At 63.4% G+C, this 18,829-nt stretch carries 15 protein-coding genes and 2 pseudogenes; 13 read left to right on the forward strand and 4 right to left on the reverse strand.

Annotation, left to right across the window (positions count from 1 at the left end):
• From AX703_RS22315 to AX703_RS22355, 9 genes and pseudogenes are all read left to right on the forward strand, one after another.
• Window positions 1-1,817 (forward strand): reverse transcriptase domain-containing protein (locus AX703_RS22315; RefSeq protein WP_062347370.1); only part of this gene is annotated, 1,817 nt, incomplete at its 5' end.
• Between the two features lie 38 nt (window positions 1,818-1,855).
• A pseudogene (locus AX703_RS22320) lies at window positions 1,856-2,392 on the forward strand (ArdC family protein); the annotation flags it as partial.
• Window positions 2,389-2,718, forward strand: a complete 330-nt coding sequence (locus AX703_RS22325) for a hypothetical protein (RefSeq protein WP_156452184.1) — start codon at window positions 2,389-2,391, stop codon at window positions 2,716-2,718. The pseudogene AX703_RS22320 and the gene AX703_RS22325, both read left to right, overlap by 4 nt.
• Window positions 2,719-2,795: 77 nt before the next feature.
• Window positions 2,796-4,922 (forward strand): ParB/RepB/Spo0J family partition protein, encoded by a 2,127-nt coding sequence (locus tag AX703_RS22330; RefSeq protein ID WP_062347374.1) that lies wholly within the window; start codon window positions 2,796-2,798, stop codon window positions 4,920-4,922.
• 59 nt (window positions 4,923-4,981) lie between these two features.
• Window positions 4,982-5,200, forward strand: a complete 219-nt coding sequence (locus AX703_RS22335) for a hypothetical protein (protein WP_027297051.1) — start codon at window positions 4,982-4,984, stop codon at window positions 5,198-5,200.
• A 68-nt stretch (window positions 5,201-5,268) separates the two neighbouring features.
• Entirely contained in the window at window positions 5,269-5,682 is a 414-nt protein-coding gene (locus AX703_RS22340; protein ID WP_062347376.1) for a hypothetical protein, read from the forward strand.
• Entirely contained in the window at window positions 5,679-5,903 is a 225-nt protein-coding gene (locus AX703_RS22345) for a DUF6117 family protein (protein ID WP_062347379.1), read from the forward strand. Before AX703_RS22340 ends, AX703_RS22345 begins: the two co-directional genes overlap by 4 nt.
• Window positions 5,904-6,126: 223 nt before the next feature.
• Window positions 6,127-8,679: a strawberry notch-like NTP hydrolase domain-containing protein gene (locus tag AX703_RS22350; RefSeq protein WP_231735661.1), complete on the forward strand. Its 2,553-nt coding sequence runs from the start codon at window positions 6,127-6,129 to the stop codon at window positions 8,677-8,679.
• A gap of 248 nt (window positions 8,680-8,927) precedes the next feature.
• Window positions 8,928-10,232: a hypothetical protein gene (locus AX703_RS22355; RefSeq protein ID WP_082737013.1), complete on the forward strand. Its 1,305-nt coding sequence runs from the start codon at window positions 8,928-8,930 to the stop codon at window positions 10,230-10,232.
• Here AX703_RS22355 and AX703_RS22360 read toward each other — a convergent pair.
• Genes AX703_RS22360 through AX703_RS22370 form a run of 3 tightly spaced genes read right to left on the reverse strand, consistent with a single transcriptional unit; the run spans window position 10,222 to window position 13,690 of the window.
• Window positions 10,222-11,238 carry a tyrosine-type recombinase/integrase gene (locus AX703_RS22360; RefSeq protein ID WP_007015936.1) on the reverse strand — a complete coding sequence of 339 codons (1,017 nt, stop codon included), beginning with the start codon at window positions 11,236-11,238 and terminating at the stop codon, window positions 10,222-10,224. The genes AX703_RS22355 and AX703_RS22360 overlap by 11 nt on opposite strands.
• The gene (locus AX703_RS22365; protein WP_007015935.1) at window positions 11,235-12,149 is read right to left on the reverse strand and encodes a tyrosine-type recombinase/integrase; all 915 of its coding nucleotides are present in this window, start codon (window positions 12,147-12,149) and stop codon (window positions 11,235-11,237) included. Before AX703_RS22365 ends, AX703_RS22360 begins: the two co-directional genes overlap by 4 nt.
• Window positions 12,143-13,690, reverse strand: coding sequence for a tyrosine-type recombinase/integrase (locus tag AX703_RS22370; protein ID WP_026149763.1), 1,548 nt, complete (start codon window positions 13,688-13,690; stop codon window positions 12,143-12,145). The genes AX703_RS22365 and AX703_RS22370 overlap by 7 nt, the downstream gene beginning before the upstream one ends.
• A gap of 53 nt (window positions 13,691-13,743) precedes the next feature.
• Between AX703_RS22370 and AX703_RS22375 the strand changes: the two are divergent.
• The 3 genes and pseudogenes from AX703_RS22375 to AX703_RS22385 all read left to right on the forward strand — a co-directional run.
• Window positions 13,744-15,591, forward strand: a pseudogene (locus AX703_RS22375) (strawberry notch C-terminal domain-containing protein); the annotation flags it as partial.
• Entirely contained in the window at window positions 15,591-16,625 is a 1,035-nt protein-coding gene (locus AX703_RS22380; RefSeq protein ID WP_062347383.1) for a toprim domain-containing protein, read from the forward strand. The pseudogene AX703_RS22375 and the gene AX703_RS22380, both read left to right, overlap by 1 nt.
• Before the next feature lie 297 nt (window positions 16,626-16,922).
• Entirely contained in the window at window positions 16,923-17,846 is a 924-nt protein-coding gene (locus tag AX703_RS22385) for a DUF2493 domain-containing protein (protein ID WP_027297056.1), read from the forward strand.
• Window positions 17,847-18,103: 257 nt separating this feature from the next.
• On the opposite strand, the gene AX703_RS22395 is transcribed toward AX703_RS22385, so the two are convergent.
• Complete coding sequence (locus AX703_RS22395; RefSeq protein ID WP_062347385.1) at window positions 18,104-18,313, reverse strand: hypothetical protein; 210 nt, start codon at window positions 18,311-18,313, stop codon at window positions 18,104-18,106.
• A 314-nt stretch (window positions 18,314-18,627) separates the two neighbouring features.
• On the opposite strand from AX703_RS22395, the gene AX703_RS28085 reads away from it, so the two are divergent.
• Window positions 18,628-18,795 carry a hypothetical protein gene (locus AX703_RS28085; RefSeq protein ID WP_164523378.1) on the forward strand — a complete coding sequence of 56 codons (168 nt, stop codon included), beginning with the start codon at window positions 18,628-18,630 and terminating at the stop codon, window positions 18,793-18,795.
• The last annotated feature ends 34 nt before the right edge of the window (window positions 18,796-18,829 follow it).

Below are 18,829 nucleotides of genomic sequence, written 5' to 3' on the forward strand. Positions count from 1 at the left end.
TGCTGAAAAGCCCGCTCCTCTGGGAGCATGCCTACCAGCGGATCGCCCCGAATAAAGGGGCGATGACGCCCGGAGTTGATGGTCAGACATTCGACGGCTTCTCGCCCGACAAGGTCAGGTCCATCATCGAACGGCTTGCGAACGGGACCTATCGACCTCAACCGGCAAGACGGGTGTATATCCCGAAAGCCAATGGCCAGAAACGGCCACTTGGCGTGCCGACCACGGAAGACAAGTTGGTCCAGGAAGTGGTGCGGACGATCCTCGAGCAAATCTATGAGCCGCTGTTTTCCAGACACTCTCATGGGTTCCGCCCGAAACGTTCATGCCACACGGCGTTGGAATCGATCCGCGCCATCTGGACCGGGGTGAAATGGCTGATCGACGTCGATGTTGTCGGGTTCTTCGACAACATCGATCATGATGTCCTCGTATCCCTGCTCGAAAAACGGATTGCGGATCGTCGCTTCGTGCGGCTCATCCGGGGTCTACTCAAGGCCGGGTATGTCGAAGACTGGGTCTTTCACAAGACCTACAGCGGAACGCCCCAAGGCGGGGTCGTCTCCCCGATGCTGGCGAACATCTACCTGCATGAACTGGATATGTTCATGCAGGCCAAGATGGCTGGCTTCGACAAAGGGAAGCAGCGATCACCATCCCCTGATGCCCGGCGCATCAGGAACCGCCTGTCCTATGTCCGCCGCACAGTGGATCAACTTCGCGCCAAAGGGCGCGGCGACGATCCCAGAGTCACTTCCTTCTTGGAAGAGATCGGTCGGCTCAAGGCGGAACGGCTTGCCGTTCCGGCCAGCGACGCCTTTGATCCGAACTACAGGAGACTGCGCTACTGCCGATACGCCGACGACTTCATCATCGGCGTCACTGGTAGCAAATCGGAAGCACGACAAATCATGGAGGAGGTCAGGACCTACCTGTCCGATCACCTGAAGTTGGCCGTGTCCGCCGAGAAAAGCGGAATCCACAAGGCTTCGGATGGGGCACGGTTCCTCGGATACGAAGTCCGGACCATGACCAATCCCAATCCGCACAAGGCGATCTTCGATGGTCGTCCGGCAGTGCGGCGAGGCTTGGCCGACCGGATGAAACTTCTGGTGCCAAGGGACCGCGTCGTGCGGTTCGTCAACTCAAAGGAATGGGGCGACTACGACAGCTTCAGACCTGTTGGGAGGGCGGCCTTGCGCTTCGCAAGCGATGTGGAAATCGTCCTAGCCTATAACGCCGAATGGCGCGGCTTTGCGAACTATTATGCCATTGCTGACGACGTGAAACGCAAGCTGAACAAGGCAGGTTACTTCGCCTTGCTCTCATGCGTGAAAACCATCGCCGGAAAGCACAGGACATCGGCTCGCAGAGTCTTCGCCAAACTGCGTCGCGGTACGGACTTCTATATTAGCTACGAGGTGGGAGACACCACCCGGACAATAAAACTGTGGCAGTTGAAGGACCTCCAGCGACACACGCGCACCTGGGGCGGGATCGATATCCCTTCCTCAGCAAAGTTCGTGTTCAGCAGGACAGAGCTGGTCGAGCGGCTCAACGCCCGCGAATGCGAGCGTTGCGGTAGCAATGACCAACCTTGTGAGGTTCATCACGTCCGCAGGATCGGCGAATTGCAGCATGCCGGGTTCAGTCGCCATATGGCGGCCGCCCGTCAGCGTAAACGCATGGTCTTGTGCTCCCGCTGCCACAACGATGTCCATGCCGGACAGCCGACCGACCGCCAACGGCGGACAGCACGCAGTCGTGGAGAGCCGAATGCGCTGAAAGGTGCACGTTCGGTTCGGAGGGGGGCCTAGCGATGTTCTCTCCGAGACATTGCGGGCCTACCCTACCAGCCCAGTGCGAGGGCCTGCCGGAGGCCGTCACGGTCAATGCGCCCCCGCCGCCGCAGGAGATGATCGAACCACAGGTCGAAGCGCTGATCCGCGCCTCAGGCATAGACTTTCGCATCGCGGGTGATCGGGCGTTCTACGTGCCTGCGCTCGACTATGTGCAGGTCCCTCCGCCACAAGCCTATTTCGAGCCGATCAACTGGCACCGCACGGCCCTGCATGAACTCGGACACGCGACGGGTCACTCGAGCCGAGTGGGCCGCGACCTGACCGGCGGCTTCGGCACCAAGAAATACGCGTTCGAGGAACTGGTCGCCGAAATGAACGCGGCCTTCTGCTGCGCTTCACTCGGCATCGTGCCCACCGTCCGCCACGCCGACTATATCGGCTCGTGGCTGCAGGTCCTGCGCGAGGACAACCGCGCCATCGTTCGGGCCGCAAGTCAGGCGAGCAAGGCGGCCGATTGGCTGCTGGCGCATGCGCCTGAGGCCGCTGCCCGCGACGTTACCGCCGATGAGCTTGAAAGGAGGGCGGCATGAGCATGATCTCGTACCCGCTCCGAGTCTTCTTCGATTGCTCGACCGCTCACCTCTCGGAAGCGTCGAGCACCTATCTAAATGTTCACGCCGATCAGGGCGATGAGCTTGTCGCGGCGACACCCTACGGCTGGTTCATCTGGGTCGGAGAAGGCGACCGCGATAATCTCCCCGCCGATCTGGTGGGGATTACCGAATACGCGCGGCGCCTCGGCGCGGAATACATCCTGTTCGACCAGGATGCGCCTGAGGATGAGGCGCTTGCCAGATTCCTTGGTCGCACCGATGCCCTTTCGGGGTCTCGCCGGGCGCGCCCAGGAGGAGAGTGAGAGGAAGGACGGGTTTTTCGTGACGGGTTGGAGGTCGAGAGAGAGTCTCTTGGCCGCCCGTCGCGGAGTACATCCCGATGGCTGTTGCAGCTCAAAAGATCGTCCTGTCGCCCTCGCGCGACATCCCCTTCAACAAGCTAGTCCTGAGTCAGTCGAACGTCCGGCGCATCAAGGCTGGTGTCTCGATCGAGGACCTGGCGGCCTCGATCGCCCGGCGCGGCCTGATCCAGAGCATCAGCGTTTTCCCGGTCGTCGATGCCGAAGGCAACGACACCGGCATGTTCGAGGTGCCGGCCGGCGGCCGCCGGTTCCGTGCGCTGGAACTTCTGGTAAAGCAGAAGCGCCTCGCCAAGGTGTCGCCGGTGCCGTGCGTGGTGCGCGAGCGCGACAGCGCGATCCTCGCGGAAGAAGTCTCGCTCGCCGAGAACATCGAGCGCGCGCCGCTCCATCCCCTCGACCAGTTTCGCGCCTTTCAGGACATGCGCGACAAGGGCATGACCGAGGAGGAGATCGCCGCGGCCTTCTTCGTGCAGGCCCAAGTCGTCAAGCAGCGGCTGCGGCTTGCTTCGGCGTCGCCAGCGCTGCTCGAGGTTTATGCCGAAGACGGCATGACGCTGGAGCAGCTCATGGCCTTCACCGTGTCGGGCGACCACGCCCGTCAGCAGCAGGTCTGGGACGCGATCAAGGACTCCTGGTCGAAGGAGCCTTACCAGATCCGGCGCATGCTGACCGAGACAACCGTCCGCGCCTCGGACAAGCGCGCGGTTTTCGTCGGCATCGAGAACTATGAAGCGGCAGGCGGCATCGTCATGCGCGATCTCTTCCAGTCCGATGATGGCGGCTGGCTGCAGGACGCGAGCCTGCTCGACCGCCTGGTCGCCGAAAAGCTCAAGGCCAACGCCGAGACGATCGCCGCCGAAGGCTGGAAGTGGATCGAGGTCGCGGTCAGCTTTGCTTACGACACGACGCGCGGCCTGCGGGAATTGCAGGGCGAGCCGCTCGACCTTTCGGCCGAGGAACAGGCGACCATCGACGCGCTTAATGCCGAGTATCAGAAGCTCGAAGCCGAGTATGAAGGCGCCGACGAACTGCCGGACGAGGTCGACCAGCGCCTCGGCGAGATCGAGACGGCACTAGCCGCCTTCGAGACCCGGCCGATGCGCTACGAGGCGGACGACATCCCTCGCGCGGGCGTCTTCATCAGCATCGCCCATGACGGCAGCCTCGCGATCGACCGTGGCTACGTGCGGGCGGAGGATGAAGCGCCGATTGATCCCGAGGTCGAAACCGGCGTGGACGCCGACGGCGATCCGGCCGAGCCCTCGGTGCGGAAGGCGGTCATCACCATCGGCGGCCAGCCTGCCGAGCCCGAGGACGACGAGGATGACGGCGTCATCAAGCCGCTGCCGGAGCGCCTGGTGATCGAGCTGACGGCCTATCGCACGCTCGCGCTGCGCAACGCCGTCGCGGAGAACCCGCACGTCGCCATGACGGCGCTCCTCCACAAGCTCGTCTCGGACACCTTCATGACCCGCATGTATACGGGTGCCATGGAAGCCGGGGTGAAGCACGTCTTCTTCCCGGCCCAGGACGACGCGCTGAAGGACAGCCCGTCCGCCCGTGCGGTGCAGGACCGCCACGCCGCCTGGGCGGGCGATATCCCGAAGGACGATGCAGCCTTGTGGGACTGGCTCGCCGACCTGGATGAGCCCAGCCGCATGGCTCTCCTCGCGCATTGCGTCAGCTATGGCGTGAATGCGCTCTATGAGCGGCCGAACCCGCATAGCGGCAGCGGTGTATCCCAGCATACCCTCGACATGAGGCTTTCGCAGGCCGACCGCCTGACGAAGGCGACAGGCCTCGATCTGGTCGAGGCCGGCTGGCGACCGACCTTCGGCAATTACCTCAACCGGGTGACCAAGCCTCGCATCCTGCAGGCGGTCCGCGAGGGCGCCGGCGAGCAGGCCGCACAACTTATCGACCATCTGAAGAAGGGCGACATGGCGAAGGAGGCCGAGCGCCTGCTGGCGGACACCGGCTGGCTGCCGGAGCCGCTGCGCGTGGTCGCCGAGGGTGAGGCGTCGACGGCGGAAACTCAGACCGGAGGCGAGGATGATGGCGCGGCGCTGCCCGACTTTCTCTCGAGCGATGACGAGGAGGCCGCCGGCGAAGACGATGAACGCCACCTCGTCGCGGCCGAGTGATCGCTTTGGCGGGGCGGCTTCGGCCGCTCCGTCTATTCCCCCAATCGAGGAGCTACGCCATGTCGCAATCCAGCCCGGCGCCCCGGCGCGTCGTCTTCCAGTATCTCGTTCCCGTGCATGTCGAGGTCGAGGACGGGCTCGTTGCCTGCGTCACCGTTATCGATGAGACACCAGTCCGCGATCCCACCATCGTCGAAGGCGATCCCGCCTATCTCGGCGAGGCAGTGCAGGCCGCCGACGACGGTCAAGACTGGCCGTCCTGGCGGTTCGGCTACTAGCCGGACAGTCTTTCGATCCCTTCCAAGCCCGGCCCAGCGCCGGGCTTTTTTCGTTTCAGGAGTCCGCCATGACCGATTTTCTCACCCGCTTTTCCTGCCTGCTCGACGTCGGCACTCCCGCCAACGCGACGCGCGCCTTCGACATCTACACCACGCTGATGGCCGAGAACTCCCGCGAGGATCCCCCGGCCGAGCCGTTCCTGCTCACCCTTTCGCCCGAATTCGGATCGGCTCGCCTGTGGCTGCGCGATCCTGGCAGCGCTGACCAGCAACTGGTGATCACCTTCGTTACCCGCTGCGCCGCGGCCTTCGGCCTGACCGGACATTGGGGCTTCCAGTGGGCGAATATTGCCTCGGCCCCCGTAATCGACGGCTTCTCTGGCGGCGCCCATCTACTCGATCTTTCGACCGGCCGGACGCTCGAATGGATCAGCACCGGACGCTGGCTCGCCGATCGACTTCCTCAGGGAGCCGCGCGATGAGCATTCCCGACCATGCCCGTGCCAATTTCGAGACGCTGGTGTACGCCGCGACCAGCGGCGACCTGGCGCTAATTGAATGCACCGAGATCGCGACGGGCGAGGTTCGCTACGTCATCTGCGCCGTTGGACGTGACGACGGCGACTACGTTTTTACGCCCTTCGGCCATCTGGCCGACGGCAACCCCTTCGAGCTCTACCGTCCACCCGATGCCTCGCCCTGAGGCGGGCGCTCGGACGGATCCGCGACAATAGTGCGATCCTTCGCCGGGAACGGCGCATCGCCCGCCGGCACGCGCAACTGCCGAAGACGTGCTTCCCGCAAGCCGGAGCGATGGCCGCTGACCACGTCAGAGTGAGAGGTCGGCCGGGACGGGGTTGAGCCCGTCCGGTCGAGAGAGAGCGCCGGGCCGGCTCGTCCGTTCCTGCTCTCTCGAGGTTCCCTCCATGCTTTCCGCTCCCGTCTCCAGAGCCACTCCGGCGGCCTCGCTTCTGCTCGCGCCCAACGCGCCGCCGGCCGCCGCCATTCTCGCCGCCGCCGGCCATCTCCTTCCTCATCTCGAACAGGGCCGCGCGATCGATGCCGCGATCATGCGCTCAGCCATGGAACAGGCCTTCGGCGCGTCCGACGCTAGTGGCGCCTGGGACTGGAAAACGGCCTATGACGCCTGCGAAGCGGCAACCGTCCTCTTCATGCGCAAATACGGAAAGCCGCTTTTCCGCAAAGCCGCGTCTCCGGCCGCACGGCTCGCCGCGCTCGGCAAGATCTCCCAGCTGCTGCCGACACACACGCGCCGGTCTGAGGAGGCCCAGGCGCGTCAGCAGTTCTCGACGCCGTCTCCGCTCGGTCTCGCGGCCTTGACCGCCGCAGCGCTCACGTCCGCCGACCGGGTGCTGGAGCCCTCGGCCGGCACGGGCCTGCTTGCGATCCTTGCCGAGATCGAAGGCTGCGATCTCATCCTCAATGAGCTGGCCGAGACCCGCGCCGATCTTCTTGCCTGTCTCTTTCCAGCTCATTCGGTCACGCGTTTCGACGCCGCGCAGATCGATGATCATCTCGACCGCGCCGCCATTCCCAGTGTCATCATCATGAACCCGCCGTTCTCGGTCATGGCGGCCGTCTCAGGACGCGTCGCCGACGCCGCCTATCGCCATATCGCTTCAGCTCTGGCGCGGCTCGCGCTAGGCGGCCGGTTGGTCGCGATCACCGGCGCAAATTTCTCGCCCGAGCTGCCGGCCTGGCGGGACCACTTCGCCCGGCTGCAGGAGCGCGGCCGCGTCGTGTTCAGTGCGGCGATCGCGGGCTCTGTCTATGCCAAGCACGGCACGACCATCGAAACCCGCCTGACTGTCATCGACAAGGCGCCGGCCGAGGATGCTGCACACTTCCCGGCATCCCCCGGCATCGCGCACGACGTGGCGACGCTCCTCGCTTGGATCGAACGCGACTTGCCCCCGCGCATGGCGGTCGCGCTGCCCAAGATCTCCCCGGACACGGCGCTGCGCACCGTTCGCGGCTATCTCGCCAAGGGCGCAGCATCCATGCCCGCCCGGCCGACGGCTGAGATCAAAGGCATGCCGCTTGAATATGAGAACGTGGAGCGGATGCCTCCAGAAGCATGCCGACTGTCGGACTCGATCTATGAGGCCTATGCGCTCCAGTCGATCCGCATCCCGAAGGCGCTGCCCCATCCCACGAAATTGGTACAGTCGGCCGCCATGGCGTCGGTCGCGCCGCCGAAGCCGAGCTATCGCCCGACGCTTCCAGCCGCGATCGTCACCGAGGGCGTTCTGTCCGACGCCCAGCTCGAGACGGTGATCTATGCCGGCGAAGCTCATGGCGAACACCTTGCAGGCGCCTGGACCGTGGACGAGACCGGCGATCTCGTCACCGCCGCGCCGCACGACGCGCCAAACGCCGTCCGCTTCCGGCGGGGCTTTATGCTCGGCGACGGGACCGGCGCCGGCAAGGGCCGTCAGTCCGCTGGCATCATCCTCGACAACTGGCTGCAGGGTCGCCGCAAGGCAGTATGGATCTCGAAGTCCGACAAGCTGCTGGAAGACGCGCAACGCGACTGGTCGGCGCTCGGTATGGAGCGCTTGCTGGTCACGCCGCTAGCGCGTTTCCCTCAGGGCACGCGGATCCGGCTCAACGAAGGCGTCCTTTTCACCACCTATTCCACGCTACGGTCCGACGACCGTGGCGAGAAGCTTTCGCGGGTCAAACAGATCGTCGAATGGTTGGGCTCCGACTTCGATGGAGTCATTATTTTCGACGAGTCGCACGCAATGCAGAACGCCGGCGGCGGCAAGGGAGAACGGGGCGATGTTGCGCCCTCACAGCAGGGCCGTGCCGGGCTCCGGCTCCAGCACGCGCTGCCTAACGCGCGCGTTGTCTACATCTCTGCAACGGGCGCGACAACCGTCCACAATCTCGCCTATGCCCAGCGGCTCGGCCTGTGGGGCGGTGACGATTTTCCCTTCTCCAATCGCGCCGAGTTCGTGGAGGCCGTAGAGAATGGCGGTGTCGCGGCCATGGAGGTGCTTGCCCGCGACCTGCGCGCCCTCGGCCTCTACACGGCCCGGTCGCTCTCCTATGACGGCGTTGAATACGAACTGGTCGAGCACCAGCTTACGCCCGAGCAAACCCGCATCTACGATGCGTACGCCGGCGCCTTCGCCATCATCCATAACCATCTCGACGCCGCGATGCAGGCCGCCAACATCACCGGCGATAGCGGCACCCTGAACCGTCAGGCGAAGTCGGCCGCGCGTTCTGCATTCGAAAGCGCCAAGCAGCGGTTCTTCGGTCATCTGCTGACCAGCATGAAGACCCCAACGCTGATCCGCTCGATCGAGGGGGACCTGGCCGACGGGCACAGCGCCGTCATTCAGATCGTCTCAACCGGCGAGGCACTGATGGAGCGCCGACTGGCCGAGATCCCGACCGAGGAATGGAACGACGTGCATGTCGACATCACGCCGCGGGAATATGTGTAATGTTGAGCTCAACATTAAACCGCTTCTTTGCAGTCGCAGTTTATGTCGAGCGTGGCGGCGGGAGGCGCAGGTTTCCTTCGGTTTTCCATGATTTCACTCCAGATAATTGCCTGACAAGGTTGAATGCTGGGGCCGTTAGGATTGTCGGCACCGCTGGAATGGTGCAGGTTGTAGAAAATCCCCGAGGCAGTCGTTCGTCGCTTTCAATCGAGGTCCCGATGCAAGGCTGTCCGCCATGGAGATCTGCCATGCCGAACAAACTGCCCAAGCGCCCCATTATCGTTTTTCTCGCAGGGATTTTTCTGGGCTTGCCCGGCGTCGCAGGCGCAGTGACATTGACGTCATTAAAAGGCATGGATCTCGAAGGAAGCTATGGCTCGTATGCGCCGCGTGGCGATTGCTCTCGAGGGGCGAGCCTTGAGATCAACGAAACCGGCTTTACTTTCAAAGCGTCTGGTCAGACTGTAAAAAGCACCCGGTTTGAGTACGCGGCTTCGTTTCTTGGCCCGACCTATGAAGGCGTTAGCGCGGTCTTTTTTCCTTTTCCTGTCAATGCCAACGATTTCGGACGCGTGATCTTGACGGTCAATGACGACGAAAAGCGAGGCGTAGTCCGCCTTGAAGCAGACGTCGCGCCTGGACAGCGCCTGGATCCGTTCAAGTCAGCGCTCGTGTCGCAATCCCCACTGCTCTTGTGCAAGGGGTCTGGGCCGGCATCTGCTGCTTCAAAAGCACCTCTGCAAGCAAGGCCAGTCTTGGGAAAACCGACGCCGCTAGCCTGGACCAATCTTGCGAGTTCCATAGGAAAATTCCAAAGTGATTCCGATCCCAACGGAATAGATCTTTTGACAAGTGGTCCGATAGCTGACGCGATACGTTCGCGTTTGGGCCGCAAAATAGACCTGCTGGCCAGCAATCTTTCGGCGATATCCGGTCTCCAACGACAAGGATCTCTCTATTGGGTTACGGGAAATGCGCCGCATCAAGGCGGTGTAGAGCAAGCCTATGTTTTGCTTGATGCAAATCGCCGTGCTGTTCAAATTGGCCTTTGGGAAAAGGGAAAGTTGACGGTCTATGCGCCTCAAGGAGGCCGCTTGCCCGTGCCCCAGGACATTGCTCGCCTGCTTATGGACAGCCCACCTGAGGACGCAGTGCCGCTGCCTGGGACTGCTTGGGAGGTCGTGCCGGTCCAAGGTCGCGCCCCAATGGCCTATGTCGATGTAGCTGCTTCGCCAAACATCAAGTCGTTTAGCCTGTTTTGTGAAGGCAACCGCCCCATGATGGCCATGCTCCTTAACAAGCCCGCGACGGTGCCGCGCGTTACGGTTACATGGAATTTTGCTGGTCGATTAATTGACATTCCGACCGGCCGCGCGAACGCTCAGAGCACGTTTTGGCAGGCCAACCTCACTGGTTCCCAACTCATTCCGATGCTTCTCCGTCAAAACGGTTCGGTTATGCTACGCATCAACGGCCGCCTCGAAGGCGAAGCTTTGTTGGCGGGAGCGCCACTGGCGCTTCGAACTGCGATGCGGACCTGTGTCAAATTTTGACATGACCTCCTGCACGTATTTCCTGAAGCATTGATAGTAGATCGTCGCTTTGCGGCTTGAAGCGCCCGGGCCTGATGGCAGGGGCGCCGTGCGCCGCGAGAATTTGCAGCTTTTCCTCGGGATCGGCGCGCAAATAGGTCTCAGTGCTCTGGATGCTGGCGTGCCCGAGCCATAATGCGACCTTGCGAATGTCCCCGGTCGCCGCGAGCGTGTGCATTGCGCAGGAATGGCGCAGCACGTGCGGTGTTACGCGCTTGCCAAGGATCGACGGCTGCTTCTCTGCCGCGCGCTTGACGTGCTCCGCCAAACGGAACGCAAATCCGTCGCGGGTCATGGGTTGCCCGCTGGCATTGAGGAATATCTCGGCAGCTTGCGCATCGGGGCGGATCGCAAGCCACGCGCGCAATGCGAACTGAGTCTCCTTCCAGAGCGGGAGGACCCGTTCACGCCGTCCCTTGCCCATGATGTGCACGGTGGACAGGAAGCGGTCCGGGAAATCGCGCAGTTGTAGCGTTACGAGTTCCGACACCCTCAGCCCGCCAGCATAGGCCAGATGCAGCATTGCGCGATCGCGGGTGCCAAGGCGTGTCCGGGGATCCGGGGCGTCGAGCAAAGCCTTGATCTCTGCCCGGTCGAGGTAGTCGATCAGCGCCTTGTCGGTCTTCTTGGTAGGGATCGATCTGACGCGAAGGGCCTGATCCAGGCAGGCCGGAATACGATACTCGATGTAGCGGAAGAAGGACCGGATCGCGGCGAGCCTGCCATTGCGGGTCCGAACACAGCTGCCGCGACCGTTCTCGACATGGTCAAGGAAGGCCATGATCATGTCGGTGCCGAGATCCTCGATCTCGAGATCGGTCGGCCGACGCTTCAGCCGATCGGCAGCGAACTGGACCAGGAGGACAAAGCAGTTGGCATAGGTCTTCACCGTGTGCGGACTGACAGCACGTTCGCGCGGCAGATGTTCACGCAGGTAGATCGAGAGATGCGGAGCGAGTGCCGTCATGCCGCTTCTCCCCGGTAAAGTTGCTCGCTGGCGACAGCGATATCGCGCAGCAGCACCGGAGTGGCCTCGAGATACCAATAGGTGTTGGCGACCGACGCATGCCCCAGATATACGCTGAGTCCGGCCATGTGGTGTGCGATGGCTTCCCTGTCGCGCGGACAGGACTCAAGGGAACGCACGGCGAAAGTGTGCCGCAGGTCGTGTAACCGCATCCCGGCCGTTCCGGTCGGTCCGCGGTATCCGAGCTGCCGGGCCAGCCTGACGAACACCACGTGGGCGCGCACCTTGTGTGGTGCTCTCCCCCGAATGGTCACGAACAGGTCATTGCCCGTGGCGCCAAGCCTTGCTCGGGTGGCGAGATATGCTTCGAGCGCCTGACGGGTCGATGGCTGCAAGGTAATCAGCCGCTGCTTGCCGAACTTGCCGTTGCGGACGATCAGGCCATCCTCGACCAGATCGTTGCATTGAAGAGCGAGGGCCTCGGAAATCCGGAGACCTGTCGCCGCCAGCAAGCCGAACAAATAATGGTACGTGTATGGGCTGATCGTGTCTTGGGACGCAACGTCCAACGCCGCGGTCATGATCGCCCGGACCTGTTCCGGTTCGATGATGGTCGGGGTCGGGCGTGGCCGCTTGCCCCGACCGAAGACACCGACAGGCGGAACCTCGTAAACTGGATCATCGGCTTGGATAAAGCGGCTGAAGTTGCGAACGGTATCAAACCTCCGGCGGGCCACATTTTGCGAACTCGCCGTGTGGCACCAGTCGTAGATCCGCTGGACTTGGATGTGCCGGTCGCCGAATCCTTCGGCGTAGGCGGCGTACAGGCGCAGCATGCGTTCCTGTTCAGAGAACTTCCGCCCGAGGCTGCGATGCAGCGCCACGTATCTGGAAATGTGGATGTTCAGCATGACTGTTCTCCCGGCCAGGGCTGCGCGATCTTCATGAGCATCGGCAGATCGACCTTGGCGTAGATGGCAGTGGTCTCGGGCGAGCTGTGACGCAGGATGGTCCCGACGGACTCCAGGCCTGCGCCCGCGCGCAGCAGGTTGGTGGCAAGCGAATGCCGGAATATGTGCGACCCGGTCGGCACTCCTTCGATCCCACCGCGGTCGCGCGTACGAGCGACGATGCCCGCTATCTCAGCGGACGAGCGGAATGGCCGAAACGGTGCTTGTGCACGCAGGAACAGATGCTCTTCGGCGGCCTTCGGGCGGGCTGCCGCAAGATATGCCAGGATCGCGTCGCCAACATCCTGCGGCAATGGCAGGCGGTCCGGTCGACGCGTCTTGCCCTTGACCGTCAGGTGGCCGGATCGCCAGTCGATGTCGTCGAGACGCATGTTCTGAATATCGGCAGCCCGCAGGCCGAGCCTGGCGAGCAGGAGAATGATGGCCTTGTCCCGGACTTCCACCGGACGATCTGTCGGACAGGCCGCAATGATCCTCTCGATCGTTGCCGGGTCGACGTGGCGCGGCAGCGTCGAAAGGCGGTAGCGCTGTACTGATGGAACTGCATGCAACAATGCCGGCCGGCACTCGCCACGCACGACCAGAAACCGGATGTAGCTCCTCATTATCGTGACGAGCAGCGATGCCGACCCCGGCGTCTCCTTGCTTCGTCGTTGGAATGCGCTCCTGAGTCCGGCGGCATCCCATTGCGAAGGCTCGCCCAGCATTGGCATGAGCCGTCTGATATCGGTCCGGTAGCGCCGGATCGTCTCGTCCGTGGCGCCGCGGTGTTGCTTGAGCCATGCCAAGTAAGCCGACATGTGCGGGTCATCGTCCGCCACCGGTTCAACCAATGGGATGGCGCCCCGGCCTCGCAGGAACTCGACGAAGTGCCGTGCGCATCGCCGCCGCCGCTTGGTGCCCGTTGCGACCAACTTGCCCCGCTTGCGCCAGACCGGGCATCGGCAATCATGCGCTGCATAGTGGTCGATGATCGTGTCATCGATATCGATCCATTGGCGCCGCGCCATGCGAAGCCAGGCCACGAAATGCTCGGCCTCGGACCGATAGGCCTGTGCCGGTCCCTCGGCAAGTTGCAGGCGATCGATCGCATCGGAATAGTCGGCGAGGTGCCGTGGCAGATCGTCGATCCCGTCGTCGACTTCGACGTAGCCTTGATCTTCCAGGAACCGGACGAAGCGCCTGACCCTTGCTGCTTGGTCAGCCTTGTAGTGCGCTTGCTGCGCCGAATACCGGTGGCACCGGCACCCATGCTTTTCGAACCGCCGGACAGCCCGATCGTCAATCGTGCGGATGGCGATCCTATGCAGGCCCAGCCAATGCAGGAAATGGCGGACCGCCGCGCCATACAGAACCGCACAGCCTGACTTCTCGTCGAGCGACTGAGAGGAGAGGAATGTGGTGAGAAGGGTGCCGTGACTGGGCGGGTCTTCGACCCGGAGCGGGGCCGCTCGAAACGGCAATGATGATCTTGATCGCATGTTGGTTCCTTCGACTTGTTGAGGTCGAGGGAACCGTAATTATCTGGAGTGAAATCATGGAAAACCGAAGGAAACCTGCGCCTCCCGCCACCACGCTCGACATAAACTGCGACTGCAAAGAATATGTCCTCGACTATCTCGCCCATTCCTTCCCGGTGCAGCTCTACGAGCCGTTCTCCGACAGTGAAGGCAATCTGTCGTCGCGGCCAGTCTTCCGGGACGGTCACCCCGTCGAGAGCAGGGAGGCCGTTGCCCGCCGTGACGAGCTGATCGAACGACTCGCATCGCTAGAACCCGTTCCCGGCGCCCTCGACCAGATCGTCCAGCGCTTTGGCTCCGATGTCGTCGCCGAGGTCACCGGCCGTTCACGGCGCGTTGTGCGCAAAGGCGATCGCCTTGCCGTCGAGAATCGAGCGGGCTCGGCCAATCTCGCCGAGGCCGCCGCCTTCATGGACGACCAGAAGCGCATCCTGGTCTTCTCGGATGCGGGCGGTACGGGGCGCAGCTATCACGCCGATCTTGGCGCGAAGAACCAGCGCCTGCGTATCCACTATCTGCTGGAGCCGGGCTGGAAGGCCGATGCGGCGATCCAGGGTCTCGGTCGGACTAACAGGACCAATCAAGCGCAACCGCCGCTCTTCCGCCCGATCGCCACTGACGTGAAGGCTGAGAAGCGCTTCCTCTCCACGATCGCGCGTAGGCTCGATACACTCGGCGCGATCACGCGTGGGCAGCGCCAGACCGGCGGCCAGGGTCTCTTCCGGCCAGAGGACAATCTCGAAAGCCCCTATGCGCGCGATGCGCTACGCCAGCTCTATCTGCTGCTCGTGCGTGGCAAGGTCGAGAACTGCTCGCTCGACCGCTTTGAGTCCGCCACCGGACTCAAGCTCACGGATGACAACGGCATCAAGGACGAGCTGCCGCCGATCACGACCTTCCTCAACCGTCTTCTCGCGCTGACCATCGACCTGCAGGGCGTGCTTTTTACGGCGTTTGAGCAACTCCTGACGGCGAAGGTCGACGGGGCGGTTCGTAGTGGAGTCTATGACGTCGGACTCGAAACGCTGCAGGCCGAGAGCTTCATCGTCACCGGCAGCGAGGTCATCCATACGCACCCGGGCACCGGTGCGGAAACGCGGCTTCTCACCATCATCCGCCGGGAGCGCAATCGACCGACGAGCCTCGCCGACGCGCTCGATCATCTCTCCGATCCGCGCGCACGGCTCCTGGTCAATGGTCGCTCCGGCCGCGCCGCCGTGCAGATTTCCGCACCATCGATGATGCTCGACGATGGCGAGATCGAGCGCCGCGTCTGCCTGGTCCGGCCGATGGAGCAGCACTATACGCCGCTGCGCATGATGGGTGAGAGCCATTGGGAGGAAGCCGATCGCGCCGCCTTCGCCGCCGCGTGGTGGGCTGAGTTGAATGACGTGCCGGAATTTTCCGACAGCACGATCCACATTGTCGCCGGCCTGTTGTTGCCGATCTGGAAGCGGCTGCCAAACGAGTCGACGCGGGTCTACCGGCTCCAGACCGATGGCGGCGAGCGCATCATCGGCCGCCGCGTCTCGCCCGCCTGGGCGGCAAACGCCGTCACCACGGGCGCAACATCGCTGACCCCTGAGCAGGCCTTCACCGCTCTAATGGACGGCACGACGATCCTCGATCTCGCTGACGGCCTTCAGCTTCGGCGCGCCCGCGTCATGAATGCCCAGCGCCTAGAACTGACCGGCTTCACCGAGGCGATGCGGGACCGGCTGCGCACCTACGGCCTGTTCAGCGAGATCATCTCGTGGAAGCTCCGCTTTTTCCTGCCGGCCGACGCCGCCGGACCGAGCGTCCTCGCCAAGGTGCTCGATACATATCCCGTGGCGCGCATCTCTGAGCGGGAGGCCGCGTGATGGCACGTCAGGACGCTTCCGATCTCGCGCACAGTCTCGGCCGGCAGGCCGAGGCGGTGTGCCGGCATTATCTTTCCAGCGGTCGCCGCGAGGGCAACTACTGGCTCGTGGGCGATGCGCGCAACACACCCGGCCGCTCGATGTATGTCCGGCTCAAGGACACGCCGAAAGGTCCCGCCGGCAAATGGACCGACGCGGCCACCGGCGAGCATGGCGATCTCCTCGACGTCATCCGAGAAAGCTGCGGCCTCATCGACTTCAAGGATGTCGCCGACGAGGCGCGGACCTTTCTCTCGATGCCGCCGCCACCGGAGGCCCGTCAGCACGAACGGCAGAACCCAGCGCCGCATGGCTCCCCCGAAGCGGCCCGCCGACTGGTCCGCATGTCGCAGCCGATCCACGGCACGCTCGTACAAACGTATTTACGGGAACGCGGCATTACGGATTTACGCGGAACCGGAAGCCTGCATTTCCACCCGCGCTGCTATTATCGCCCCGAAGAGCATTCGCCGACCGAGACCTGGCCGGCGATGATCGCGGCCGTCACCGACCTCGACGGCAAGATCACCGGGGCGCATCGCACCTGGCTCGATCCGCGCCGCCGCGACAAGGCGCCAATCGACACGCCGAGGCGAGCCATGGGCGATCTTCTCGGCAACGCGGTCCGCTTCGGCATCGGCAGCGATGTGATAGCGGCGGGCGAAGGCATCGAGACCGTCCTGTCGCTTCGGCAGGTCCTTCCCGACATGCCGATGCTGGCGGCGCTCTCCGCAGCCCATCTCGCTGCCATCCTGTTCCCCGACACACTGCGGCGGCTCTACATCGTCCGCGACAACGATCCGGCCGGTGATGCGGCGCGCGACACCCTCATCGAACGGGCCGACGCGGGAGGGATCGAGGCGATTGTCATCTCGCCGCAGCTGGGCGACTTCAACGAGGATCTGCGCAGCCTCGGCCTAGACACATTGAGCGTGGAAGCCCGGTTGCAGGTCGCGCCGCAGGACGTCGCGCGCTTCATGGCGTTGGCGGCATAGCCGGCAGGAGAACGGGCGTGAGTTTCGCCGCCGTGCTCGGCGGATGCATCATTCCATCGGAGGGGGACCGCGCCTCGGCCTTCGAGAGGGCGATCGGCCCACAAGCCGGCCAACCGGGCAATGGCGGCGGCCGACTATTTTCCGGCGCGGCCCAGAGGCCGCTTTCCATCGCGAAGCAAAATAGCCGGCCTTAGCCATCGAGCCCCACGCTTTCGCTCCGGGTGCCCGGCCGTCCGGCCCGCGGGCTTCGTCGCCATGAAGGCCGCGACGGTCGCGGTCCAACCGATGGAGCATCCCATGCGCGATCACGACGACTACGAACCGCATCACGAATCCTCACCCACCGACCATGTCCTCAACGAACTGCAACTCCACGGCTACCGACCCTTCACCGACGAGCCCGACCAGCGGCTTCTGCCGGACGGCAACCAGGTCGCGGGCGCCGTCGCCGACATCTTCGACGCTCTGATCGGCACCCTGGCAGACACGCGCCTCGAACCTGACCTCGACGATCTCCTCTGGTCGACCGTGAACGTCTTCCACCGCGCGACCGACCGGATCGGCCGCGAACTGGATGACAATGAGCAGTCCCAGAAGCGGGCGCAACGCGAACAGGACGGCAGCGAGGTGAAATCGGTCGAACTGGAGCGCCTGATCGCAGAGGGCATCACGCTGATAGAGCGCCAGAACGCCTTCGAGCTAATGCGCGACCAGGCCGCCGAACACTACGAACGCCACGTCGGCAAGCCTTGGCTCCCGCGCAGCGGATCGAAGGTCAACCATCGCAATCTGACTTCGGCGATGATCGACAGCCGCGACTTCTTGATGGCGAAGAAGCGCGCCGACCAAGAGGTGCTCCTGCCGCCTGGCCCCAAGATCGTCGTCACCGGCGGCCTCGACTTCAATGATCACCAGCTTATCTGGGCAAAGCTCGATCAGGTTCACGCCAAGCACGCCGGCATGGTTCTGGTCCATGGAAAGTCGCCAAAGGGTGCCGAGAGAATCGCCTCGCTTTGGGCATCGAACCGCAATGTTCCGCAGATCGGCTTTGCACCCGATTGGACCAAGCACGGACGATCGGCACCGTTCAAGCGGAATGACCAGATGCTCGAGATCGTGCCGAAGGGCGTGCTGCACTTCCCGGGCACGGGCATAAATGACAACCTCGCCGACAAGGCCAAGAAGCTCGGCATTCCAGTTTGGAAGCACGGCGGCGCGTAAGCGCCGCCACGCATGCGCCGCTGCCTAGCGCTTCATCTTCGTGACTTTGTAGACGCACCCGGAGTGATCATACGTGGTCCAATCACCAACTTGCTGACCTTGGTCAAAGTAGCCGGACCGCAGCTTCGAACCGTCGCGGCGAAACCACTCCCAGTACCCGGTAGGTTGTCCCTCCATCGTCTGGCCGACGACCCACAAGCTTCCGTCCTTGTGTCGCTTCTCGAAAGCGAGCGTCTCCGTCATTGGCAGCCCCACGTTCAGTCTGGCTCGCCTGTCACTGCGATACGGGCGGATCGCGCGTAGAAGGCAAGCTCGGTGTCGTTTTGAATCAACGCGTCGAGGAGCGCTTTCATATCCGCTTGGTCCGAAGACGACTGAAAGGGGCCCGGCTGCCGCTCGATCGCCAGCACAGCGATCGTCAAAGCCTTTTTCACGAGGTGCAGGCTCCTTCCTGTGAACTCCGCCATCGTCCAGCCCTTCGCGACTCTACACTTGCCGCCAAGAACATAGCGCAAATGAAGCCATCTGAGGACACGACGCGAGGCTAAGTCGAAAGCAGCGTCGAGACTGAAAACGGGTCTCCCGACGCGAAGACCACCTCCGCCTATCAGCGCTGATCCTTGGTCCAGCCGCGGACTTGTCGCCATCAACCCATGAAGGGTCGGCTATGCGAGCATGCCGCCGCTGCGGCTTCGCCTGCGCGGTGATTGCAGTCCACGGCCGAACACTTCGGGCGCCTGTCGGCGGGGGATGGTCCCCCGCTCCAGCAGGAGCCCAGCAGATGTCCCTCAATCAAGCTCACGCCTTCGCCTTCAGCCTCGCCACCACCCTGATGGTCTCGATTGTCATCTTCCAGGCGGGCGACGGCAGCATTGGTGTCATGCCCGCGGGCGAATATGACGGCGAACTCGCCGCGATCGTCCATGAGGTTGATCCCTTCGCCCGCTGATCGCGGGCAAGGCTTCACGGCCGCAAGCGGAAGT

Source organism: Novosphingobium sp. CCH12-A3, assembly GCF_001556015.1.
Taxonomy (GTDB): Bacteria; Pseudomonadota; Alphaproteobacteria; order Sphingomonadales; family Sphingomonadaceae; genus Novosphingobium; species Novosphingobium subterraneum.

Coding starts and splice junctions, on each gene's coding strand:
- AX703_RS22325 (WP_156452184.1), top strand. CDS start 2,389: ATGAGCATGATCTCGTACCCGCTCCGAGTCTTCTTCGATTGCTCGACC.
- AX703_RS22330 (WP_062347374.1), top strand. CDS start 2,796: ATGGCTGTTGCAGCTCAAAAGATCGTCCTGTCGCCCTCGCGCGACATC.
- AX703_RS22335 (WP_027297051.1), top strand. CDS start 4,982: ATGTCGCAATCCAGCCCGGCGCCCCGGCGCGTCGTCTTCCAGTATCTC.
- AX703_RS22340 (WP_062347376.1), top strand. CDS start 5,269: ATGACCGATTTTCTCACCCGCTTTTCCTGCCTGCTCGACGTCGGCACT.
- AX703_RS22345 (WP_062347379.1), top strand. CDS start 5,679: ATGAGCATTCCCGACCATGCCCGTGCCAATTTCGAGACGCTGGTGTAC.
- AX703_RS22350 (WP_231735661.1), top strand. CDS start 6,127: ATGCTTTCCGCTCCCGTCTCCAGAGCCACTCCGGCGGCCTCGCTTCTG.
- AX703_RS22355 (WP_082737013.1), top strand. CDS start 8,928: ATGCCGAACAAACTGCCCAAGCGCCCCATTATCGTTTTTCTCGCAGGG.
- AX703_RS22360 (WP_007015936.1), bottom strand. CDS start 11,238: ATGACGGCACTCGCTCCGCATCTCTCGATCTACCTGCGTGAACATCTG.
- AX703_RS22365 (WP_007015935.1), bottom strand. CDS start 12,149: ATGCTGAACATCCACATTTCCAGATACGTGGCGCTGCATCGCAGCCTC.
- AX703_RS22370 (WP_026149763.1), bottom strand. CDS start 13,690: ATGCGATCAAGATCATCATTGCCGTTTCGAGCGGCCCCGCTCCGGGTC.
- AX703_RS22380 (WP_062347383.1), top strand. CDS start 15,591: ATGGCACGTCAGGACGCTTCCGATCTCGCGCACAGTCTCGGCCGGCAG.
- AX703_RS22385 (WP_027297056.1), top strand. CDS start 16,923: ATGCGCGATCACGACGACTACGAACCGCATCACGAATCCTCACCCACC.
- AX703_RS22395 (WP_062347385.1), bottom strand. CDS start 18,313: ATGGCGGAGTTCACAGGAAGGAGCCTGCACCTCGTGAAAAAGGCTTTG.
- AX703_RS28085 (WP_164523378.1), top strand. CDS start 18,628: ATGTCCCTCAATCAAGCTCACGCCTTCGCCTTCAGCCTCGCCACCACC.